Below are 14,897 nucleotides of genomic sequence, written 5' to 3' on the forward strand. Positions count from 1 at the left end.
CGTTCCTTCGAGGTTCCACGGGTATTGGGGAGAAAATTGAAAAGAATAGTTGCCGGTGACGTCAGTTCTACCGTGAAACGGAAGAACGGCCTGCGTCGTGCGACACTGGCGGTGGCGACAGGTGCTGCACTTGTCGTCCCCGGGGTGATTGCCGCTCCGGCTGCGCTGGCTGCGGAGACACCTGTTCCCGCACTGACTCAGCGAACAACCATCACTGTCCCTGTGACCGCGACGGCCCCGACCCTCGCTCCGAAGCCCGCATCCGCGGTTGCAGCAGTGGTTCCCGTGAAGGCGGCCGTGCTGCATTCTCTGAGCTCAACGGTCTCGGATCGCACCGTCACCGTCAGCGGTTCCGGCTTTCAACCGAATGAAGCCTTGACGCTGGCACTGGACCGCAGTGACGGTCTCTCCATTCCCGCCACAGTACAGGCGAACTTGGCAGGTACTGTCTCTCTCACCATCACCGCAACCGATGCCGCATCGGGGTTCTACACGCTGACCGCGACGGGTACAACGTCGACGGCTGTGTCCACCAGCTTCGAGCTGGCGAAGGTGTACACCTATGCTCCTGCAGCGACGGCCATGCCTACTGTCACGGTGGGCCAGCCCGTAACGATCACTGGTACCGGTTGGACCAAGGGTCCGGTCGCGGTGACAGAGATTGGGCCCGACATAGCCGACATCGTGACTCCCGCCGTGGATGGCAGCTTCACCGCAACGGTGACTCCGCAGACGATAGGAGCTGTCGTTGTCACGGTTACCGACGGAATCACCACCAGGATAGTCACCTCCACCGCGGAGGCGAACACACCCACGATGAGTCCGACAGTCTCGGCAGTCGCCGATCAGGACAGGATCATCATCAAAGGAACCGCCTTCGTGCCGAACTCCACGGTGACGCTGAGAACGACGCCTGCCTTCACCTATGGCCCCGCGGCCCAGGTCACCTCGGATGCGAACGGCAACATCACCGCCTCTATCACGGTGGAGGGTGGTCCTGATTTCCCTGCCGGTACCAAGGTGACCGTCACTGCTACCGGTGATTACAACACTACCGCCAGCACCTCGGTCGCCATCATCGACAACGTCCACCCGAACGCCAAGCTGAGTACCATCGCTCCGGTGGAGCAGAGCGCACCGATAGTGGTCGCTGGTGACGGATTCCGCCCCAATGCTAAGGTGTCGGTTTATATCGACGGAGTAGGACGGGTGGATGACTACACCGACTCCGACGGCAAGATCAACGTCAGCATGGCGACAAACTACGACACCACTGTCGGGGATCACGCCGTCACGGTGTATGCCGGATTAACCGTGCTCACCGGTACAGCCACGGTGACAGAACACATCTTCCACCCCGTCCTTTCTGCTCCTTCCCAGGTGCAGCAGGGAGAGACCTTCACCGTTACCGGCTCCGGATATAAGCCGTGGGAGCGGGTAATCATCGATGTGGACGGAACCACTGTTGACACCGAAACGGTGAACCCGGACGGCACGTTGATCTACCAAATGAAAGTGTTCCTGAACTCTCCGATCGGTAACCGTACCGTCACGGCCCGCCCCGAGGATGGCAATCGGGTATCAAGCATCACCCTCCTCGTAGTGCCACGGATCTCGCCCATCATTTCGGTAACACCGGTCGTAACTGCCGGCGGCTATGTAAAGGTCACCGGTAGCGGCTTCGACCCCTATGGATTGATATCGATCACCATTCCCGGCGTCGGAACCTTCATCACCTTGGCCGAAGTCGACGGCACGTTCGGTATGCACTATGACAAGATTGCCTATCGGGTGAACACCCCGGGAACCTACACACTGACGTTGGCTGATACCAACGGCGACGTCCTTCAGGCCACGTTCAACGCTGTACCTGCTGTTCCGGTCACTCCGGTTGACCCATCTGTCACACCTCCGGTCATTCCAGAACCCGTGACTCCGGCACAGCCAGCACCGGCTCCACTTGTAGCGGCGGTGGCCACGAACCTGCTAGCGTTCACCAGCCTGGACCCCACGCCGAGGCCGGAAGCTGCTCCCTCCGTCGTTGCACCGATCACTGCCCAAAAGGTTTCCGGGCAAAACTCAGATGCTGCTCAGGCCGATCCCACGCCTTTGGTCACCCCGAAGGCTGACCCCGCTGCTGTACCGGCGGATATCTCCAAGGTGTCGGACGACGTTAACTGGATTCCGTACGTGTTCGGCGGGATCCTGGTCCTGGTTGCGGCTGGCGGTGCCGTTTTGGTGGCCGCAAGGGGCCGCCGCGCTCGTGATTCCGGGTAGTTCCGGGATCATGGGACGCCGTCCTGAGTCGAGGCTGCCGGGCAATGCCATTCCGAACACTGCGGCAACGGTCGTCATGGGCCCTTGCATTGGTCTCTAATTGGCTGATGTTTCGGCGCGCCGGTGCACTCTCCGCGGCGCCCGTAAGCCGGTCACTAGGAACTCCGAGTCCTCCCAGCGATCATGCAAGATCCATTTGGGACGCCGCTGGCTGGACGCCCGTGTTGTTATGGATGTGCATGATCTGCATCGCAGCATCCCGGTCCCGCGTTTCCATAGCGTCGGCCATCTGCTCGTAGAGCTCAAATCTTTCTTGCAAGAGTCCAGGCAATGGCTCATCCCCGGGCGCCCGCAGGGTAACGGCGTGACGCTCGAGAATCTCTAGCAAGCCCAAGAAGACAGTTCGCAGCATGGAATTCGGCGAAATGCTGGCAACACGGGCTTGGAAGCGCCAATTGCCGTGCAGAAACGCCGGAACGTCACCGTCGGTCATTGCCTGTTTCATCGCCTTGACCTCCTCCCGCATGACAAGTACGTCAGCAGCCGACGAGTACATCAGGGCGTCCTCGATGACCAGCGGATCCAGAACGTTGCGCATCCGGAGGGCGTCAGCCACGATGTGTTCGCTTTCGTCCATGGCCAGCATCTGGTTTCCCAATCGGACCAGCGGTGTCTGCTGGGCGGCAAAGATCCCTCCACCTGGGCCGCGTCGGAGGGTAACCACGCCGCGGGCCTGCGCAATTTTCAATGCTTCGTTAAAGGTTCCCACGGATACCGAGCAGCGCTGCCGAACTTCTTCCTTGCTCCCCAGCCGATCATCGGAGCCGGTATTGGCGGCGAGCTCGGCGATTAGATTCGCTGCCATCTCGGCTCTGTTGGCAGGAGTGATCCGAGCGGATTCTTCGTGGGAGGGTAGTGAAGTCCACACATCGAAGGCCGCCGCCGTGTGGGGCGCTTCATCTGTTTTCACGAATCCTCCGCCGCTCAGACCAAATTCATCATGATCATCTTAGGCATTCTTGACATCGGAGTCACCCAAGCTCGCCGGTCACACTCGAGCTTGGGCAGCTGCCACCCCCTCGACCGAGGTCACACCGATCGGAACCCGGTCACCGGCGTCGGCACCCTTAACCGGTTTCAGATCGGCCAGGAAGTCCCCGGCCCGTTCCGGGACGCCGCCGGCGACCGCACTGCCGTAGACGTAGAAGTCCGGCCTGATCAGCACCGAATCGGCCACGATTTCGTCCAACCATCGTGAATACGCACCGCTGCTGTCGACCGCGGTGGCTGCACCCGGCACATCGTACCGGTGAAGTCCGTCACCCAGGCGGGGCGCGGGCCGCGGCACCCCAGTTGGAGGGCAAGAACCCTTCCGACCGGTCCATATCCGGCGATGATCACGTCGAAGTCTTCAGGGGTTGGCTCATTAACTGCTCCAACCCTCTTGCGACCATTGGCACACTGACTTCGGTCACCTGGTGGGCCGCAACGCCTGCGGCGGCATAGGGATCTTTGGTCAGTTCGACCTCAAGGTACTCCCTGTCTTGGACGAGGGAAAGCAGTACGCCGCCATCCCGGGTCGACTTGCTGCCCGCAACCGCGATCAGACCGGAGTCAATGGCCGTCTGGAGCCACTCGATGTGGGGTTGGCGGTGGACAGCCACGACATCGGCGGACGCCGTGTAGCTGATGTTAATGACGAACATGGTGGAGCCTTTCAGACATCTTTGTCCCGTACCGGTCTCAAACCGGTTGTGAGTGGATCCCCAGGGCGGTTGGGGCGTGGGTGCCGGTCATGAGGGCGGCGAGGTCATCGGGTTCGAGGAAGGACGGGGGTGGGGGTGGTCCCCAGTTGAAGAGTCCTTGGGCGCCTTCGAAGGTTTCGGGGGTCCAGATTTCGTCTTCGGGGATGCAGTCCATGTCGGAGTAATACTCGGAGAAGTTCCCGGCGGGGTCTTTGAGGTACCAGAAGAAGTTTGATCCGGCGTGGTGGCGTCCGAGTCCCCAGATATGGCGTTCGGGGTTGTTTTCGAGCATGGCTTTCGCGCCGCGTCCGACGTCGTCGATGTCATCGACCTGCCAGGAGGTGTGGTGGAGGAAATTCACGGGGGCGGCGAGGGCCAGGACGTTGTGGTGGTCGATGGAGCAGCGCATGAAGGCGCCTCTGTCGGAGATGTAGTCGCTGACTTTGAATCCGATGCCTTCGGTGAAGAAGCGCATGGTTGCTTCCAGGTTCACGGTTCCGATGACGGTGTGGCCGAGTTTGCGGGGTTTGATCGGGTAGTCGCGCACAACGCCGGGGGCCCGGCCCCAGCGCTCGATCCGGCCGGGGCCGTTGTAGGGGGTCGGAGGCGTTTTTTCCTGGGCGATCCGGGGTGCGACGTGGATGCGGGCGGTGAATCCGGAGACGGGTTCGGTGGCGAGCAGTTCTATGCCGTTGTGGTTGATCGGGACGCCGAGGCGGGTCATTTGGTGGGTGACTTTGGCGATGTCGTCCTCGTTGTCTGCGCCGACGCCGAGCTCGACGAGGCGCCGGGTGGGGGCGGGGACGATCTTGAGTTGTTCGCCGCCGTCGCGGGTTCCGAACGAGTTGTTGCCGAGCGGGTCCAGACCGAATTCTTCGTAATAGGCGGCCGTGTCGGCCACGTTCGGCACGCCCATCACGACGCGGGTCAGTCGGTGCAATGACATGGGGTTACTCCTTTGTATCCGTAGCGGGTGGGCTTATGTCCGGGCCCTGGGCCCGGTTTCTGCTGCCCGGACCCGGAATGGGCCGGGCAGCTGTGAACGAATTCAGTTGCCGGCAGAGATAAACATCTGGGTCATTTCGCCGATGCCCTCAATGCGGGACACGAGGGTTTCGCCGGGTTGGATGAAACGCTGGGGGTTCCGGCCCAGTCCGACGCCGGCGGGGGTGCCGGTGAAGATGATGTCGCCCGGGAGCAGGGGCACGGTTTGGGACAGGCCTTCGACGAGGGCCGGGACGGAGAAGATCAGTTCGCTGGTGCGGCCCTTCTGGACTTCTTCGCCGTCGATGCTGCATCCGATTTCCAGGTTGTCCGGGTTCCTGAACTCATCGGGGGTCACCAGCCAGGGACCGACCGGTCCGAAGCCGGGGAAGGACTTGCCTAGGCCGAACTGCGGGGCCGGGCCGCGGAGCTGGGAGAGGCGCTCGGAAATGTCCTGACCAATTGAAAGGCCGGCAACATAGTCCCACGCATCTGCGGCGGAAACGTCTTTGGCTTCCTTGCCGATCACCGCGACAAGCTCAACCTCCCAGTCGGTGTTCCCGCCTTCGGGGAGCACCACAGCGGTGTCGGGACCGGTGATACAGGTGAGGAATTTCGTAAATACCGGGGGCAAAGTGTCGGGCTGGGCGAAGCCGGATTCCTTCGCGTGAGCCGAATAGTTCAAACCGATCGCGAAGACCTGCCGCGGTGCCGGGGACGGGGACCCCAGCAGGCCCCGGTCCACAACCGCGTCGGCAGGGGTGTCCGTGAGGTTGCCGGCCCAGGCGGTGAACTCCTCCCACCGCTCATACACACCGGCCAGATCCGGACCGAACCGGCCCGAACTAGCGGCCTCGACATCAATTCCGTGCTCGTCGCTGACCAGCAGGACAGCACGGTTCTCAAGGTTGGCAATACGCACAACAAACTCCTATTTCCGGGTAGGGAAGATTCATGGCCGAACGGGCGGGGTGCCGTTCAGTCGGGGTAATTTGACCTCGTCAGGCAGAGGTCTTCGTTGCTCGGGCTATTCGCAGGAGAAGCGGCGCCGCGCCCAGAGCGGCGATCGCGGCAGCCCCGATGGCGAAGTTGATTCCTGAGAAGTTCAGGAGCCCGATCACTTGATCGACGGAGTAGTCGCCCGGACCGGTCGCGCCGATTGCCAGGGCCACCAGCCCGTACACGAGCGGTAGTTCAAAGCCACCCTTGGCGGCCCAAAGCCCCTTTTTCCAGGTGACTGCACTTGCCACGAGCATCGTGCCAAAGACGATGCAAGACCCCAAAATGGTGGCCGCTCCGGCCGCAATCAGAGCAGAGCCGATCAGTTCCAGTCCGCCCGCAACGGCGACCATGAGGCGCGCTGGTTGCAGCCCCCAGGAAGCGAACAGCGGCGTCGTCCCTTGGATTCCTCCGCCGCCGAACCATCCCAGGAGCTTCTGGGCACCATGACCGGCCACGAGCGCGGCCAGAATCAGCCTCAGAAGCAGGATTCCATCATCCATGACACTTTCCTTTCAGTGCGAGCAAGATCAGAGTGACCACAGTGTGCTGGCATGCTTCTATGGCTGAGTCCTGCGGACGAGGCCAAGGATGTGGCCCCGGAGCTCGGAGAACTCCGAGGTGGATTTAGTGCTGACCTGGTCCCTGGGGTAGGGAAGGTCCACCGGGACGATTTCGGTGACGCTGGTGGGTGTTCCGGACAGGACGATTACCCTGTCGGCGAGATACACGGATTCGGAGATATCGTGTGTCACGAGCAGTATGGTCATCCCGTACTTCGCCTTGATCGCATGGGTGAGGTCCTCCAGATCCGCCCGTGTCTGGGCGTCCACGGATGCGAAGGGTTCATCCATGAGCAGGACGTCGGGTTCGTAGGCCAGCGCCCGGGCGATGGCGACACGCTGCTGCATGCCGCCGGAGAGCTGCCATGGGTGCAACGTGCCGCTGTTTTCCAGTCCGACGCTTGCCAGAGCGGTTTGGGCGCGTTCACGCCTGTCCGCGGCGGTGAGGCCCGGACGTCCCCGCAGGGGGAGTTCGACGTTTGCCTGGACCGTCATCCAGGGCATCAGAGAACGGCTGTAATCCTGGAAAACCACGGCCATCCGGCGCGGAGGGCCGACGACCTTTTCCTCGCCGATGAAGACCGAGCCGGCGGTGGATGGCATCAGGCCGGCCAGACACCTCAGCAGGGTTGTCTTGCCTGCCCCCGACGGGCCGACGATGCATACGGTCTCGTGGTCGTGCACCTCGAAACTTACGTCGCCCAGGATCTGGCGGGCGTTTGCGCCGCTGCCGTAGGTCTTGGACAGTCCTTGGGCGGACAGGGCGGGGACTCCGGTGAGAGTGCCGCGTGCGATGATTTCGGTCATTTTGTTCCTCCTTGGTCCGTTCCACGGAGCCCGCGATGCCAGCGGAGCAGACGGTGTTCAACAACTCTGAAAAGGACATTCAGCAGATACCCGAGGACTCCGAGCAGCAGGAGCGCAGCCCACATGACGTCCATGTAGTACTGCCGGGCGGACTGAAGTTCGATGTATCCGATGCCTTCGGTGGAGGCGACGTATTCGCTCGCAACGATCAGGATGACTCCGAGGGAGACGCTGATCCGGATGCCTGCGATGATTTGCGGTGCCGCCGCCGGAAGCACGATGCGGGTCAGATGGTCACGCCGCCGGATGTTGTAGCTGCGGGAGACATCCTTGACGAGGATGTCGATCCCGCGGATTCCGTCGATGGTGTTCATCAGCACGGGCCAGAAGGCGCCGAAGACGATGATCGCGACTTTCATGTCTGAGCCGATCCCGAACATGAACAGGGCAACCGGCAGCAGTGCGACGCCGGGTATGGCCCGCATGAATTCCAGGAGCGGCTGGAAAGCCGTGTACAGGGGTGGCAGCAGGCCCAGGGCCAAGCCGCAGATGACGCCGAGGATGACCGAGATGCAAAGCCCGGCTGCCAGGTTCTGCAGGCTGGGCAGGATGTCGGACGCGAAGCGTGTCGTCACAACCTCGCCCAGTTTGGAGATGATGCGGCTCAGCGGCGGGAAGTAGAGCGAGGTGCTCTTGCTGCTCAAAGTCCACCACGCCACGACAGTAAGAATGGGTAACCAGATCTCGGTCAGCAGCGCAGTGGATTTGCCCAGAACGGCTCTCATGTCATTACTCCTCTCTCTGATGGGTGCCAGTTGAGTAGCCTCCGCGACAGTTCGTTGAACGCAAGATAAACCGCGACGCCGACCAGTCCGATGAGCACTACGTAGGCGTAGGTGGGGGCAAGGGCGCCGCCGGACTGCGCCAAGACCATTTCCATCCCGACTCCAGGTGCAGACCCCAGGACTTCGGAGGATACGGCCAGCAGCAGGCCGATGACCGCTGCGATCCGCACCCCTGTCATGATGTAGGGCATGGCCGACGGAATCAGGACGTACCGGATGGACCGAAGCCGGGACAGCGAATAGGACCTCGCCGTATCGATGAGCACCCGGTCGGTGTCCCTGACGCCGTAGGCGGTCTGGACAAGAATGGGCCAGACCGCCCCGTAGACGATGAGGACGACCTTCATCTGGGTGGTCGCCCCGAAAAGCAGCAGAACCACGGGTATGACCGACACTGACGGAATGGTGCTCAGAAAATCGATGAGCAACCTCGTGGACCGATACAGGAATCCCACACGTCCCAAGAGCATCCCTAGGGGGATGCCTACCGCAGCCGCAAGTGCGAGCCCGATGACCCAGCTGAGCATCGTCAGGCCCAGTGCCTGCCAGAACCTGGCCTGGCCCATAAGGGACAACAACGCCTCAAAGGTGCTGGACATGCTCGGGAACATCGACCGGGGCAGCATCCCGGACCGGTTGCCCAGTTCCCAGGCGGCCAGCGCTACCGCGATGGTCAGGACGCCGCTTGCCTTGCGCCCGTAGTGCAATAGTCGGACCAACATCGCTAGCCGTTCTGCACGATGAGAGTGTCGATGTCGATGGTGCCCTTCACGAATCCGTACTTCGCGATGAGGTCAGACCAGATGCGGGCGCGGTCCTTCGTGAAGTCGGAATTGAACTCCGGGAGCTGCATGACAGCCGCCAGTTCTTTGGGTGTGCCGCTGTAGTTGGGAAGGATCGCCCGCACCGCGTTGGGGTTTTTGGCAGCGTAAGCGGTCGCTTCATCGACGGCGGCTTTGAAGTTCTCGACTACGGCCTTGTTGACGTCAAGGAACTGTGCGGTGGTCGCCATGACAAACTGCAAAGCGTGAGGGACGGCCACGGCGCCAGGGGAGAGGATATAGTGCGCCCCGGATGCTTCCGCGGCATTCGTAAAGGGGGAGATGGTGTTGATGGCGTCCACCTGTCCCCGCTCCAAGGAATTGAGCATGCTGTCCAGGGGTACCTCGAGGAACTTGACGTGGCTGCTGTCGACCCCTGACTTGTCGAGCGCTACCCTCAGCGACAGTTCTCCCGCCCCGCCGAGTCCGCTGACCCCGATGGTCTTGCCGGCCAGGTCGGACAGTTGCTTGATGGGGCTGTCCTTGGCGACGTACACCTTGCCCGTATCCTCTGCAGGCTTGTCCGTGGTGACTGTGGTGGCACCGAAAAGCCGTAGCGGGACGCCCGCGGCTGAGGCCTGCATGGCGTCCACATTGGCCAGAACTCCGATCTGGGCGGCACCGGAGACGAGTGCCGGGATGCTCGCCCCCATGGTGGGTGCCGGCGAGATCTTCACATCAAGGCCATGCTTCTTGAAAATGCCCTGTTCAACAGCAATGTACAAAGGCGCCGAGTCGGGAATCGGGGCCAAAGTCACTGTGAGGCTGGTCGTTCCGTCCGCCGAGGTGGTGGCAGGCGCCGATCCGGCTGCCGATGAGCAGGCGGTGCCGGCCAGGGCGAGAGCCAGTGAGATAGTGCCGGCTGCAGCCGTGCGTCGAATATTGATCATGGTGTGTCCTGTTCTTATGCATTCAAAGAAAAGTGCTGTCTGGCCAGGCCGCGCCGTCTCACAACGGCGAGTTGGTCAGTCGACGTTCCCAATGATGCTATTCATTATGATGAATAGCATGAGAAATGAATAGTGCCTCGAGGCGATACGGGGGTTTCTCGCGGCGCCGGGGTTAGACGGGGGAGCGGCCGCCGATTTCCTGGGTGACCCGGGCGGCCGCATCGAACAATGCGGCCTGGTAGTCAAAGCGAGCGTCGCCGTTCCGACGTCGGCCATCATTTACGGTGAGCGCCAGAACCACGGCGCCATTGTCGTCGAAAACAGGTGCTGAGATGCTGTGCACGGGGGATTCAGCTGATGAATCCGCCGGGGTGGCAAAGTCACTGGCGACCGCGCCCAGGAGTTCCTGCAATTCCCGCCGCCTGACGGGCAGGGATCCATTGGCTGCCATACTGCCGATGATGCTTTCCATCGCGTGGAGCCGTTCGTCGTTAGGGGTGGCAGCCCAGCCCTGGGCGCGGATTTGTCCCAAGTGTGCCTCGAAGCTCCTCCGCACAATCGGGTCGACGTCCCTTCCGGAGCGGGACAGCCATTCACTGGCGGCCTCCGGGCCGGCCCAGGCCACGAACAACGATCCCATGGGTGGAATGACAGGAAGCCGGAGGCCGACCCGGCTGAATCCCAGATCCGCTCCACCTGCGCCGGCATAAGCGAGCTGGATTACCTCGTCACCGATGAGCGCCGAGGCATGGCAGTCCACCCCATACCGCTGTGCCAGCGACTCAATGTAGGGCCGGGCCCGGTCGGCAAGACGGAGATGGGCAGAGAGTATGTCGTCGGCGTCGGCCATGAGAGACAGGGTGGAGAACCGTCCATAACCTCCCTGGAAGAAGAGGAGCGGAGGCATGGAATCGTCAACCGTGCCCAGTCCGGTGACTTCTCCGATGACGATGTCGTGATCGCCGGCTTCGTGCACGGCGAACAACTGGCAGTCGATCCAGGCAATGGCGTCGTCAATGACGGGTGCCCCTGAGGGGGCGGGGTTCCATGCGACCTCGTCGAACTTGTCCGCTCCGCGCCGGGCAAAGAGCCGGCAGAGATCGTCCTGGTTCGAGGCCAGGACATTGACGCAGAACGTGCCGATTTTCCGGATCCGCTGATACGTGCCGGATTCCTTGGTGGGCAGGAACGCGATCAGGGCCGGATCCAGGGAAACCGAGGTGAAAGTGCCGACGGTCATCCCGATCGGGCCCGTCTCCGGATCCAGCGCCGTGATGACGCAGACACCGGTGGGATAGTGTCCCAGGACCCGGCGGAAGAGCTGGGGATCAATGAGGTGATTCGTCAACGTTTCCAAGGCAATCATTCCTTACTGCTGTGGTTTGTCGAGCGGCGCATGGCTCAAACCATGCGCCGGTTCTGGAGGGTCTGAAGACCCAGGGTGAACTCGCCGTGGAGTTCGAAGCCGATCTCGCCCAGCACGCCGTGGGCAAGAATGGTATTGATATCGCGCAGCAGCCGGGAAAGCACGGAGTCTTCGATGATGGCCTGGGCCCCGGTGTTGCGGAAGGCCCGGGTGATGACCTGCTGGGCCGTTTTACCGGCGAAAGAGCATGCGGTCTGCATGAGGTCAAGGAGTTCCAAATCGATTCCGCTGCCGTCGGCCAGGGAGTCCCGGACGCGTTTGTTGGCTTCGATGGCCAGGGCGCGGGCTGCCCGCAGCTGGGCGTCCAGTTCTCCGAGCTCTCGCTGGAACCATGAAGATTCGGCCAGGCTCTTGGAGGCGCCGATGTTGATTCGGCTGCCCCGGCGCTTTGCCGGGGCCAGCGCAATGATTTCATCCAGCGCCCGGCGGGCGGCTCCGAGGACCATACCCGGATGCATTTGGAGGACGTATGGGGTCATGCCCAGCCGGGCCAGCGGGGTATCGCTGCGGCGCGGGGTACCCATCGGATCAAAGATCATCTCATCTGGAACGAACACGGAATTGACTTCGAAAGCCGTCGATCCGGTTGCCTTCATACCCAGAACATGCCACGCATCCTGAATTTCGATCTGCCCGGCTGGAATGAGCGCCATTCGACGTTCGGTGCGGCCGTCTTCGGCATCCGTCCAGAAGGTCGCGGCGACATAATTCGCATGGTGGATGCCGCTCGTGAAGTCCCAGCGCCCGTTGACTACGTAACCGCCGTTGGTCTTCTGCGCGGAGCCCGGGGCCAGGGACGCCGCTGCCAGTGGAAGCTTCTCGCCAAAGACCTTTGCGGCCTGCTCGGGCGAAAGGTGGGTGGCAAGCTGACCTGCCCCCTCGAGCAGGATTGCCGTAGCCCATGCCAAGCTGGGATCGATCCGCCCCATGGCCTCGATGATCTCGAACGCCGTGACCGGGTCGACCTCATTTCCGCCCAGGTCGTCGGGCGTCATGATGCCCATGATGCCCGCGTCGCGCAAGGCCTGGACGGACTCAGGCGCGAGCCAGCCTAATCTCTGTGACTCACTCACCCCGGCTTCAAGGGTTTCGCGGATACGTTCGACCTGGTCCAGTGCATGCCGGCGTCGCTCCGTCGGGTCCACGGGCCAGGCAGTGGCTGTAGCGGCTGTAGTGGTGGTCATTATGCCCCTTCTCGATTGTTTGTGAGCTTGCGTGCTCCGGATCAGGTTCCGAAGACCCAGTGTCCGCTGTACGGACACATGTCCGAAAAACTGATATGCTCTATACAATGAACCAGGACGCTCGACGTGTCAAGGGTCACGAATTCAATCAAACGAGGGAGAACGATGGCTGAGAACGGTCACGGACCAGATTTCATCGAGGCAATATCACGGGGGCTGGATGTTCTGCGCAGCTTCTCTCCGGCCCGCCCTCGAATGAGCTTGAGCGAGGTAGCCCAGGCCGCAGAGTTGGCCCGTCCCACCGCCCGCAGGATACTGCTGACCTTGGAGGAGTTGGGCTATGTGCGGATCAGCAACGGGAGCCACGCCCTCACCCCTCGGGTGCTCGAACTGGGGATGGCCTATGTCGGCTCCCTCGGGTTGTGGGACATGGCGAGGCCCCATCTGGAGGAGCTGGCCCGGAGGACCAACGAGCCAGTTTCCATGGCCCAGCTCGACGGTTCCGACATCGTCTATGTGGCGCAGGTCGTCGTTCCAAAACTCATTGCCCTGCGTGTGGACATCGGCACCAGGTTCCCCGCATTGCTGACTTCCCAGGGCATGGTCCTGCTCGCCGCGCTGGATCCCGAAGAAGCCCTGAACACCCTCACCGAGCCCTCCCGCTCGGGACTGCCAACACCCCGCGAATCCCGGGAAGAGATCCTCGCGGCCACGGGCAAGGTGCGTGACCAAGGCTGGGCGGTGGCCGATCAGGTGCTGGCCCCTGGTGTCCGCTCGGTGTCCGTACCTGTGGCCGATGGTTCCGGCAAGGTGCAGGCGTCGATCAATGTCACGGTCAACGCCGCTGAAATCGGCATCGAAACGCTGGTCGGCGTCTACCTGCCCCTGCTACAAGAGGCGGCAGAAAAAACCCATCAGGACTGGGCCCGGTGGCAGTCCCGCCCGTCCTCATCACGGACCGCCCCGGGCGGGGCCGTCGGATCTTGACTTCGACGGGTTCCGGGACAAGAGCCCCTGGGTGGTCGGCCCTCCGCCTGCTCGGATATGGGTCTGTGTGATGCGATGCCGCCGACGCAATATTCCACCTGGCTGTCACAAATGTCGATCTCGCTGTGTCTTATGGTCGAACCCCAAAATGAAGGAGAGATCATGACCAAGGACACCAACGTTGTTGTGATTGGCGGCGGCTACGCCGGCGTGATGGCGGCAAATCGCCTGACCCAGCGCAACGACGTGAAAGTGACGTTGATCAACCCGCGCCCGGCCTTCGTCGAACGGATCCGACTGCACCAGCTGGTGGGCGGGTCCAACGATGCGGTCCTCGATTACCGAGCCGTCCTGGCAGAGCGCATTCACCTGATCGTCGACAGCGCCACGGGAATCAACGTTTCGGAGCGGACCGTGGCGTTAGCGACGGGCGGGACTTTCGCCTACGACTACCTCATTTACGCAGTGGGAAGTGGGAGCGCCGCCGCTGAGGTGCCCGGAGCGGCCGAGTTCGCCTACCCGCTTGCGAGTTTGGAGCAGGCGCAGCGGTTGCGGTCTGCGCTCAAGGCCGCCCCCGCCTCGGCCGCAGTGACGGTCGTCGGGGCGGGGCCGTCTGGGATCGAGACCGCCTCCGAACTGGCCGAGCTGGGCCGCACCGTGACTCTGGTCTGTGGAGAGAAGCTCGGTCCATACCTGCATCCTCGCGGTCGACGCGCGGTAGCGAAACAGTTGGCTGCGCTCGGCGTGACCGTACTCGAGGGCTCCGACTCGGCGGTGGCAGCGGTAAAACCAAATACCGTGGAGCTGGGTGACGGCCGCGAGCTTCCGAGCACAGTGACCATCTGGACCGCCGGATTCGGTGTGCCGGACCTGGCCCGCCGCAGCGGCCTGAGCACCGACGCCATGGGCCGTCTCCTCACGGATGAGACACTGACGAGCGTGGACGACGAACGCATCGTCGCGGCCGGGGACTCGGCCGCTCCGTCAGACCTGCCGTTCCGCATGAGCTGCCAGGCCGCGGGCCCGCTCGGTGCGCACGCCGCCGACACGCTGCTCAGCCGGATCGCCGGTGGGCAGCCCGTTCCGATCGCTCTCGGCTTTGTCGGCCAGTGCATCAGCCTGGGTCGCCGGTCCGGCATCTTCCAGTTCGCCCGCAGGAACGACACCGCAACGAGGGCTTTCGTCGCGGGTCGCCCTGGTGCAAGACTCAAGGCACTGGTTTGCTGGGGCACGGTCAAGCATCTGAGGGACGAGGCACGCAAGCCCGGTTCGCTGAGCTGGGCCTTCTCCAAAGACGATGAGCGCTCCCGGCTTCTGCAGGCCAGACATGGGTCGCCGGCCACCACTCACCAAGCATCCTGAACCACGA

Annotated in this window: 15 protein-coding genes; 3 read left to right on the forward strand and 12 right to left on the reverse strand. The window is 62.5% G+C overall.

The window, feature by feature from the left end:
* Positions 1-72 precede the first annotated feature (72 nt).
* Positions 73-2,277: a hypothetical protein gene (locus tag NFJ07_RS00305; RefSeq protein ID WP_269991663.1), complete on the forward strand. Its 2,205-nt coding sequence runs from the start codon at positions 73-75 to the stop codon at positions 2,275-2,277.
* Between the two features lie 181 nt (positions 2,278-2,458).
* Here the strand turns inward: NFJ07_RS00305 and NFJ07_RS00310 are convergent, their stop codons facing one another.
* The 12 genes from NFJ07_RS00310 to NFJ07_RS00365 all read right to left on the reverse strand — a co-directional run bounded on the left by NFJ07_RS00310 (position 2,459) and on the right by NFJ07_RS00365 (position 12,541).
* On the reverse strand, positions 2,459-3,142 hold the full coding sequence (locus NFJ07_RS00310) for a FadR/GntR family transcriptional regulator (protein WP_269991664.1): 684 nt from the start codon (positions 3,140-3,142) through the stop codon (positions 2,459-2,461).
* Positions 3,143-3,325: 183 nt separating this feature from the next.
* The gene (locus tag NFJ07_RS00315; protein ID WP_269991666.1) at positions 3,326-3,526 is read right to left on the reverse strand and encodes a hypothetical protein; all 201 of its coding nucleotides are present in this window, start codon (positions 3,524-3,526) and stop codon (positions 3,326-3,328) included.
* Positions 3,527-3,674: 148 nt separating this feature from the next.
* Complete coding sequence (locus NFJ07_RS00320) at positions 3,675-3,983, reverse strand: YciI family protein (protein WP_269991668.1); 309 nt, start codon at positions 3,981-3,983, stop codon at positions 3,675-3,677.
* A gap of 37 nt (positions 3,984-4,020) precedes the next feature.
* Positions 4,021-4,968 (reverse strand): VOC family protein, encoded by a 948-nt coding sequence (locus NFJ07_RS00325; protein WP_269991670.1) that lies wholly within the window; start codon positions 4,966-4,968, stop codon positions 4,021-4,023.
* Positions 4,969-5,070: 102 nt separating this feature from the next.
* Positions 5,071-5,928 carry a fumarylacetoacetate hydrolase family protein gene (locus NFJ07_RS00330; RefSeq protein WP_269991671.1) on the reverse strand — a complete coding sequence of 286 codons (858 nt, stop codon included), beginning with the start codon at positions 5,926-5,928 and terminating at the stop codon, positions 5,071-5,073.
* Positions 5,929-6,007: 79 nt separating this feature from the next.
* Complete coding sequence (locus tag NFJ07_RS00335; protein ID WP_269991672.1) at positions 6,008-6,508, reverse strand: DoxX family protein; 501 nt, start codon at positions 6,506-6,508, stop codon at positions 6,008-6,010.
* 57 nt (positions 6,509-6,565) lie between these two features.
* Positions 6,566-7,375 carry an ABC transporter ATP-binding protein gene (locus NFJ07_RS00340; protein ID WP_269991674.1) on the reverse strand — a complete coding sequence of 270 codons (810 nt, stop codon included), beginning with the start codon at positions 7,373-7,375 and terminating at the stop codon, positions 6,566-6,568.
* The gene (locus NFJ07_RS00345; RefSeq protein ID WP_269991676.1) at positions 7,372-8,160 is read right to left on the reverse strand and encodes an ABC transporter permease; all 789 of its coding nucleotides are present in this window, start codon (positions 8,158-8,160) and stop codon (positions 7,372-7,374) included. The genes NFJ07_RS00340 and NFJ07_RS00345 overlap by 4 nt, the downstream gene beginning before the upstream one ends.
* Positions 8,157-8,942 carry an ABC transporter permease gene (locus tag NFJ07_RS00350; protein WP_269991677.1) on the reverse strand — a complete coding sequence of 262 codons (786 nt, stop codon included), beginning with the start codon at positions 8,940-8,942 and terminating at the stop codon, positions 8,157-8,159. The genes NFJ07_RS00345 and NFJ07_RS00350 overlap by 4 nt, the downstream gene beginning before the upstream one ends.
* Positions 8,943-8,944: 2 nt before the next feature.
* Positions 8,945-9,931 carry an ABC transporter substrate-binding protein gene (locus NFJ07_RS00355; protein ID WP_269991679.1) on the reverse strand — a complete coding sequence of 329 codons (987 nt, stop codon included), beginning with the start codon at positions 9,929-9,931 and terminating at the stop codon, positions 8,945-8,947.
* 172 nt (positions 9,932-10,103) lie between these two features.
* Positions 10,104-11,288, reverse strand: a complete 1,185-nt coding sequence (locus NFJ07_RS00360; protein WP_269991681.1) for a flavin reductase — start codon at positions 11,286-11,288, stop codon at positions 10,104-10,106.
* Between the two features lie 44 nt (positions 11,289-11,332).
* A complete protein-coding gene (locus tag NFJ07_RS00365) occupies positions 11,333-12,541 on the reverse strand; it encodes an acyl-CoA dehydrogenase family protein (RefSeq protein WP_269991683.1) in 1,209 nt (402 codons plus the stop codon).
* Positions 12,542-12,706: 165 nt separating this feature from the next.
* Between NFJ07_RS00365 and NFJ07_RS00370 the strand changes: the two genes are divergently transcribed.
* A complete protein-coding gene (locus NFJ07_RS00370; protein ID WP_269991684.1) occupies positions 12,707-13,528 on the forward strand; it encodes an IclR family transcriptional regulator domain-containing protein in 822 nt (273 codons plus the stop codon).
* Positions 13,529-13,690: 162 nt separating this feature from the next.
* The gene (locus NFJ07_RS00375; protein WP_269991685.1) at positions 13,691-14,890 is read left to right on the forward strand and encodes an NAD(P)/FAD-dependent oxidoreductase; all 1,200 of its coding nucleotides are present in this window, start codon (positions 13,691-13,693) and stop codon (positions 14,888-14,890) included.
* The last annotated feature ends 7 nt before the right edge of the window (positions 14,891-14,897 follow it).

The sequence above is a fragment of the Arthrobacter sp. B2a2-09 genome, from assembly GCF_027587375.1.
Classification (GTDB): domain Bacteria; phylum Actinomycetota; class Actinomycetes; order Actinomycetales; family Micrococcaceae; genus Arthrobacter.

What these genes read in the sequence shown, in the direction of transcription:
- NFJ07_RS00320 (WP_269991668.1), bottom strand. Translation starts at nt 3,983, where the DNA reads ATGTTCGTCATTAACATCAGCTACACGGCGTCCGCCGATGTCGTGGCT.
- NFJ07_RS00375 (WP_269991685.1), top strand. Translation starts at nt 13,691, where the DNA reads ATGACCAAGGACACCAACGTTGTTGTGATTGGCGGCGGCTACGCCGGC.
- NFJ07_RS00365 (WP_269991683.1), bottom strand. Translation starts at nt 12,541, where the DNA reads ATGACCACCACTACAGCCGCTACAGCCACTGCCTGGCCCGTGGACCCG.
- NFJ07_RS00335 (WP_269991672.1), bottom strand. Translation starts at nt 6,508, where the DNA reads ATGGATGATGGAATCCTGCTTCTGAGGCTGATTCTGGCCGCGCTCGTG.
- NFJ07_RS00350 (WP_269991677.1), bottom strand. Translation starts at nt 8,942, where the DNA reads ATGTTGGTCCGACTATTGCACTACGGGCGCAAGGCAAGCGGCGTCCTG.
- NFJ07_RS00345 (WP_269991676.1), bottom strand. Translation starts at nt 8,160, where the DNA reads ATGAGAGCCGTTCTGGGCAAATCCACTGCGCTGCTGACCGAGATCTGG.
- NFJ07_RS00340 (WP_269991674.1), bottom strand. Translation starts at nt 7,375, where the DNA reads ATGACCGAAATCATCGCACGCGGCACTCTCACCGGAGTCCCCGCCCTG.
- NFJ07_RS00370 (WP_269991684.1), top strand. Translation starts at nt 12,707, where the DNA reads ATGGCTGAGAACGGTCACGGACCAGATTTCATCGAGGCAATATCACGG.
- NFJ07_RS00310 (WP_269991664.1), bottom strand. Translation starts at nt 3,142, where the DNA reads ATGGCAGCGAATCTAATCGCCGAGCTCGCCGCCAATACCGGCTCCGAT.
- NFJ07_RS00325 (WP_269991670.1), bottom strand. Translation starts at nt 4,968, where the DNA reads ATGTCATTGCACCGACTGACCCGCGTCGTGATGGGCGTGCCGAACGTG.
- NFJ07_RS00355 (WP_269991679.1), bottom strand. Translation starts at nt 9,931, where the DNA reads ATGATCAATATTCGACGCACGGCTGCAGCCGGCACTATCTCACTGGCT.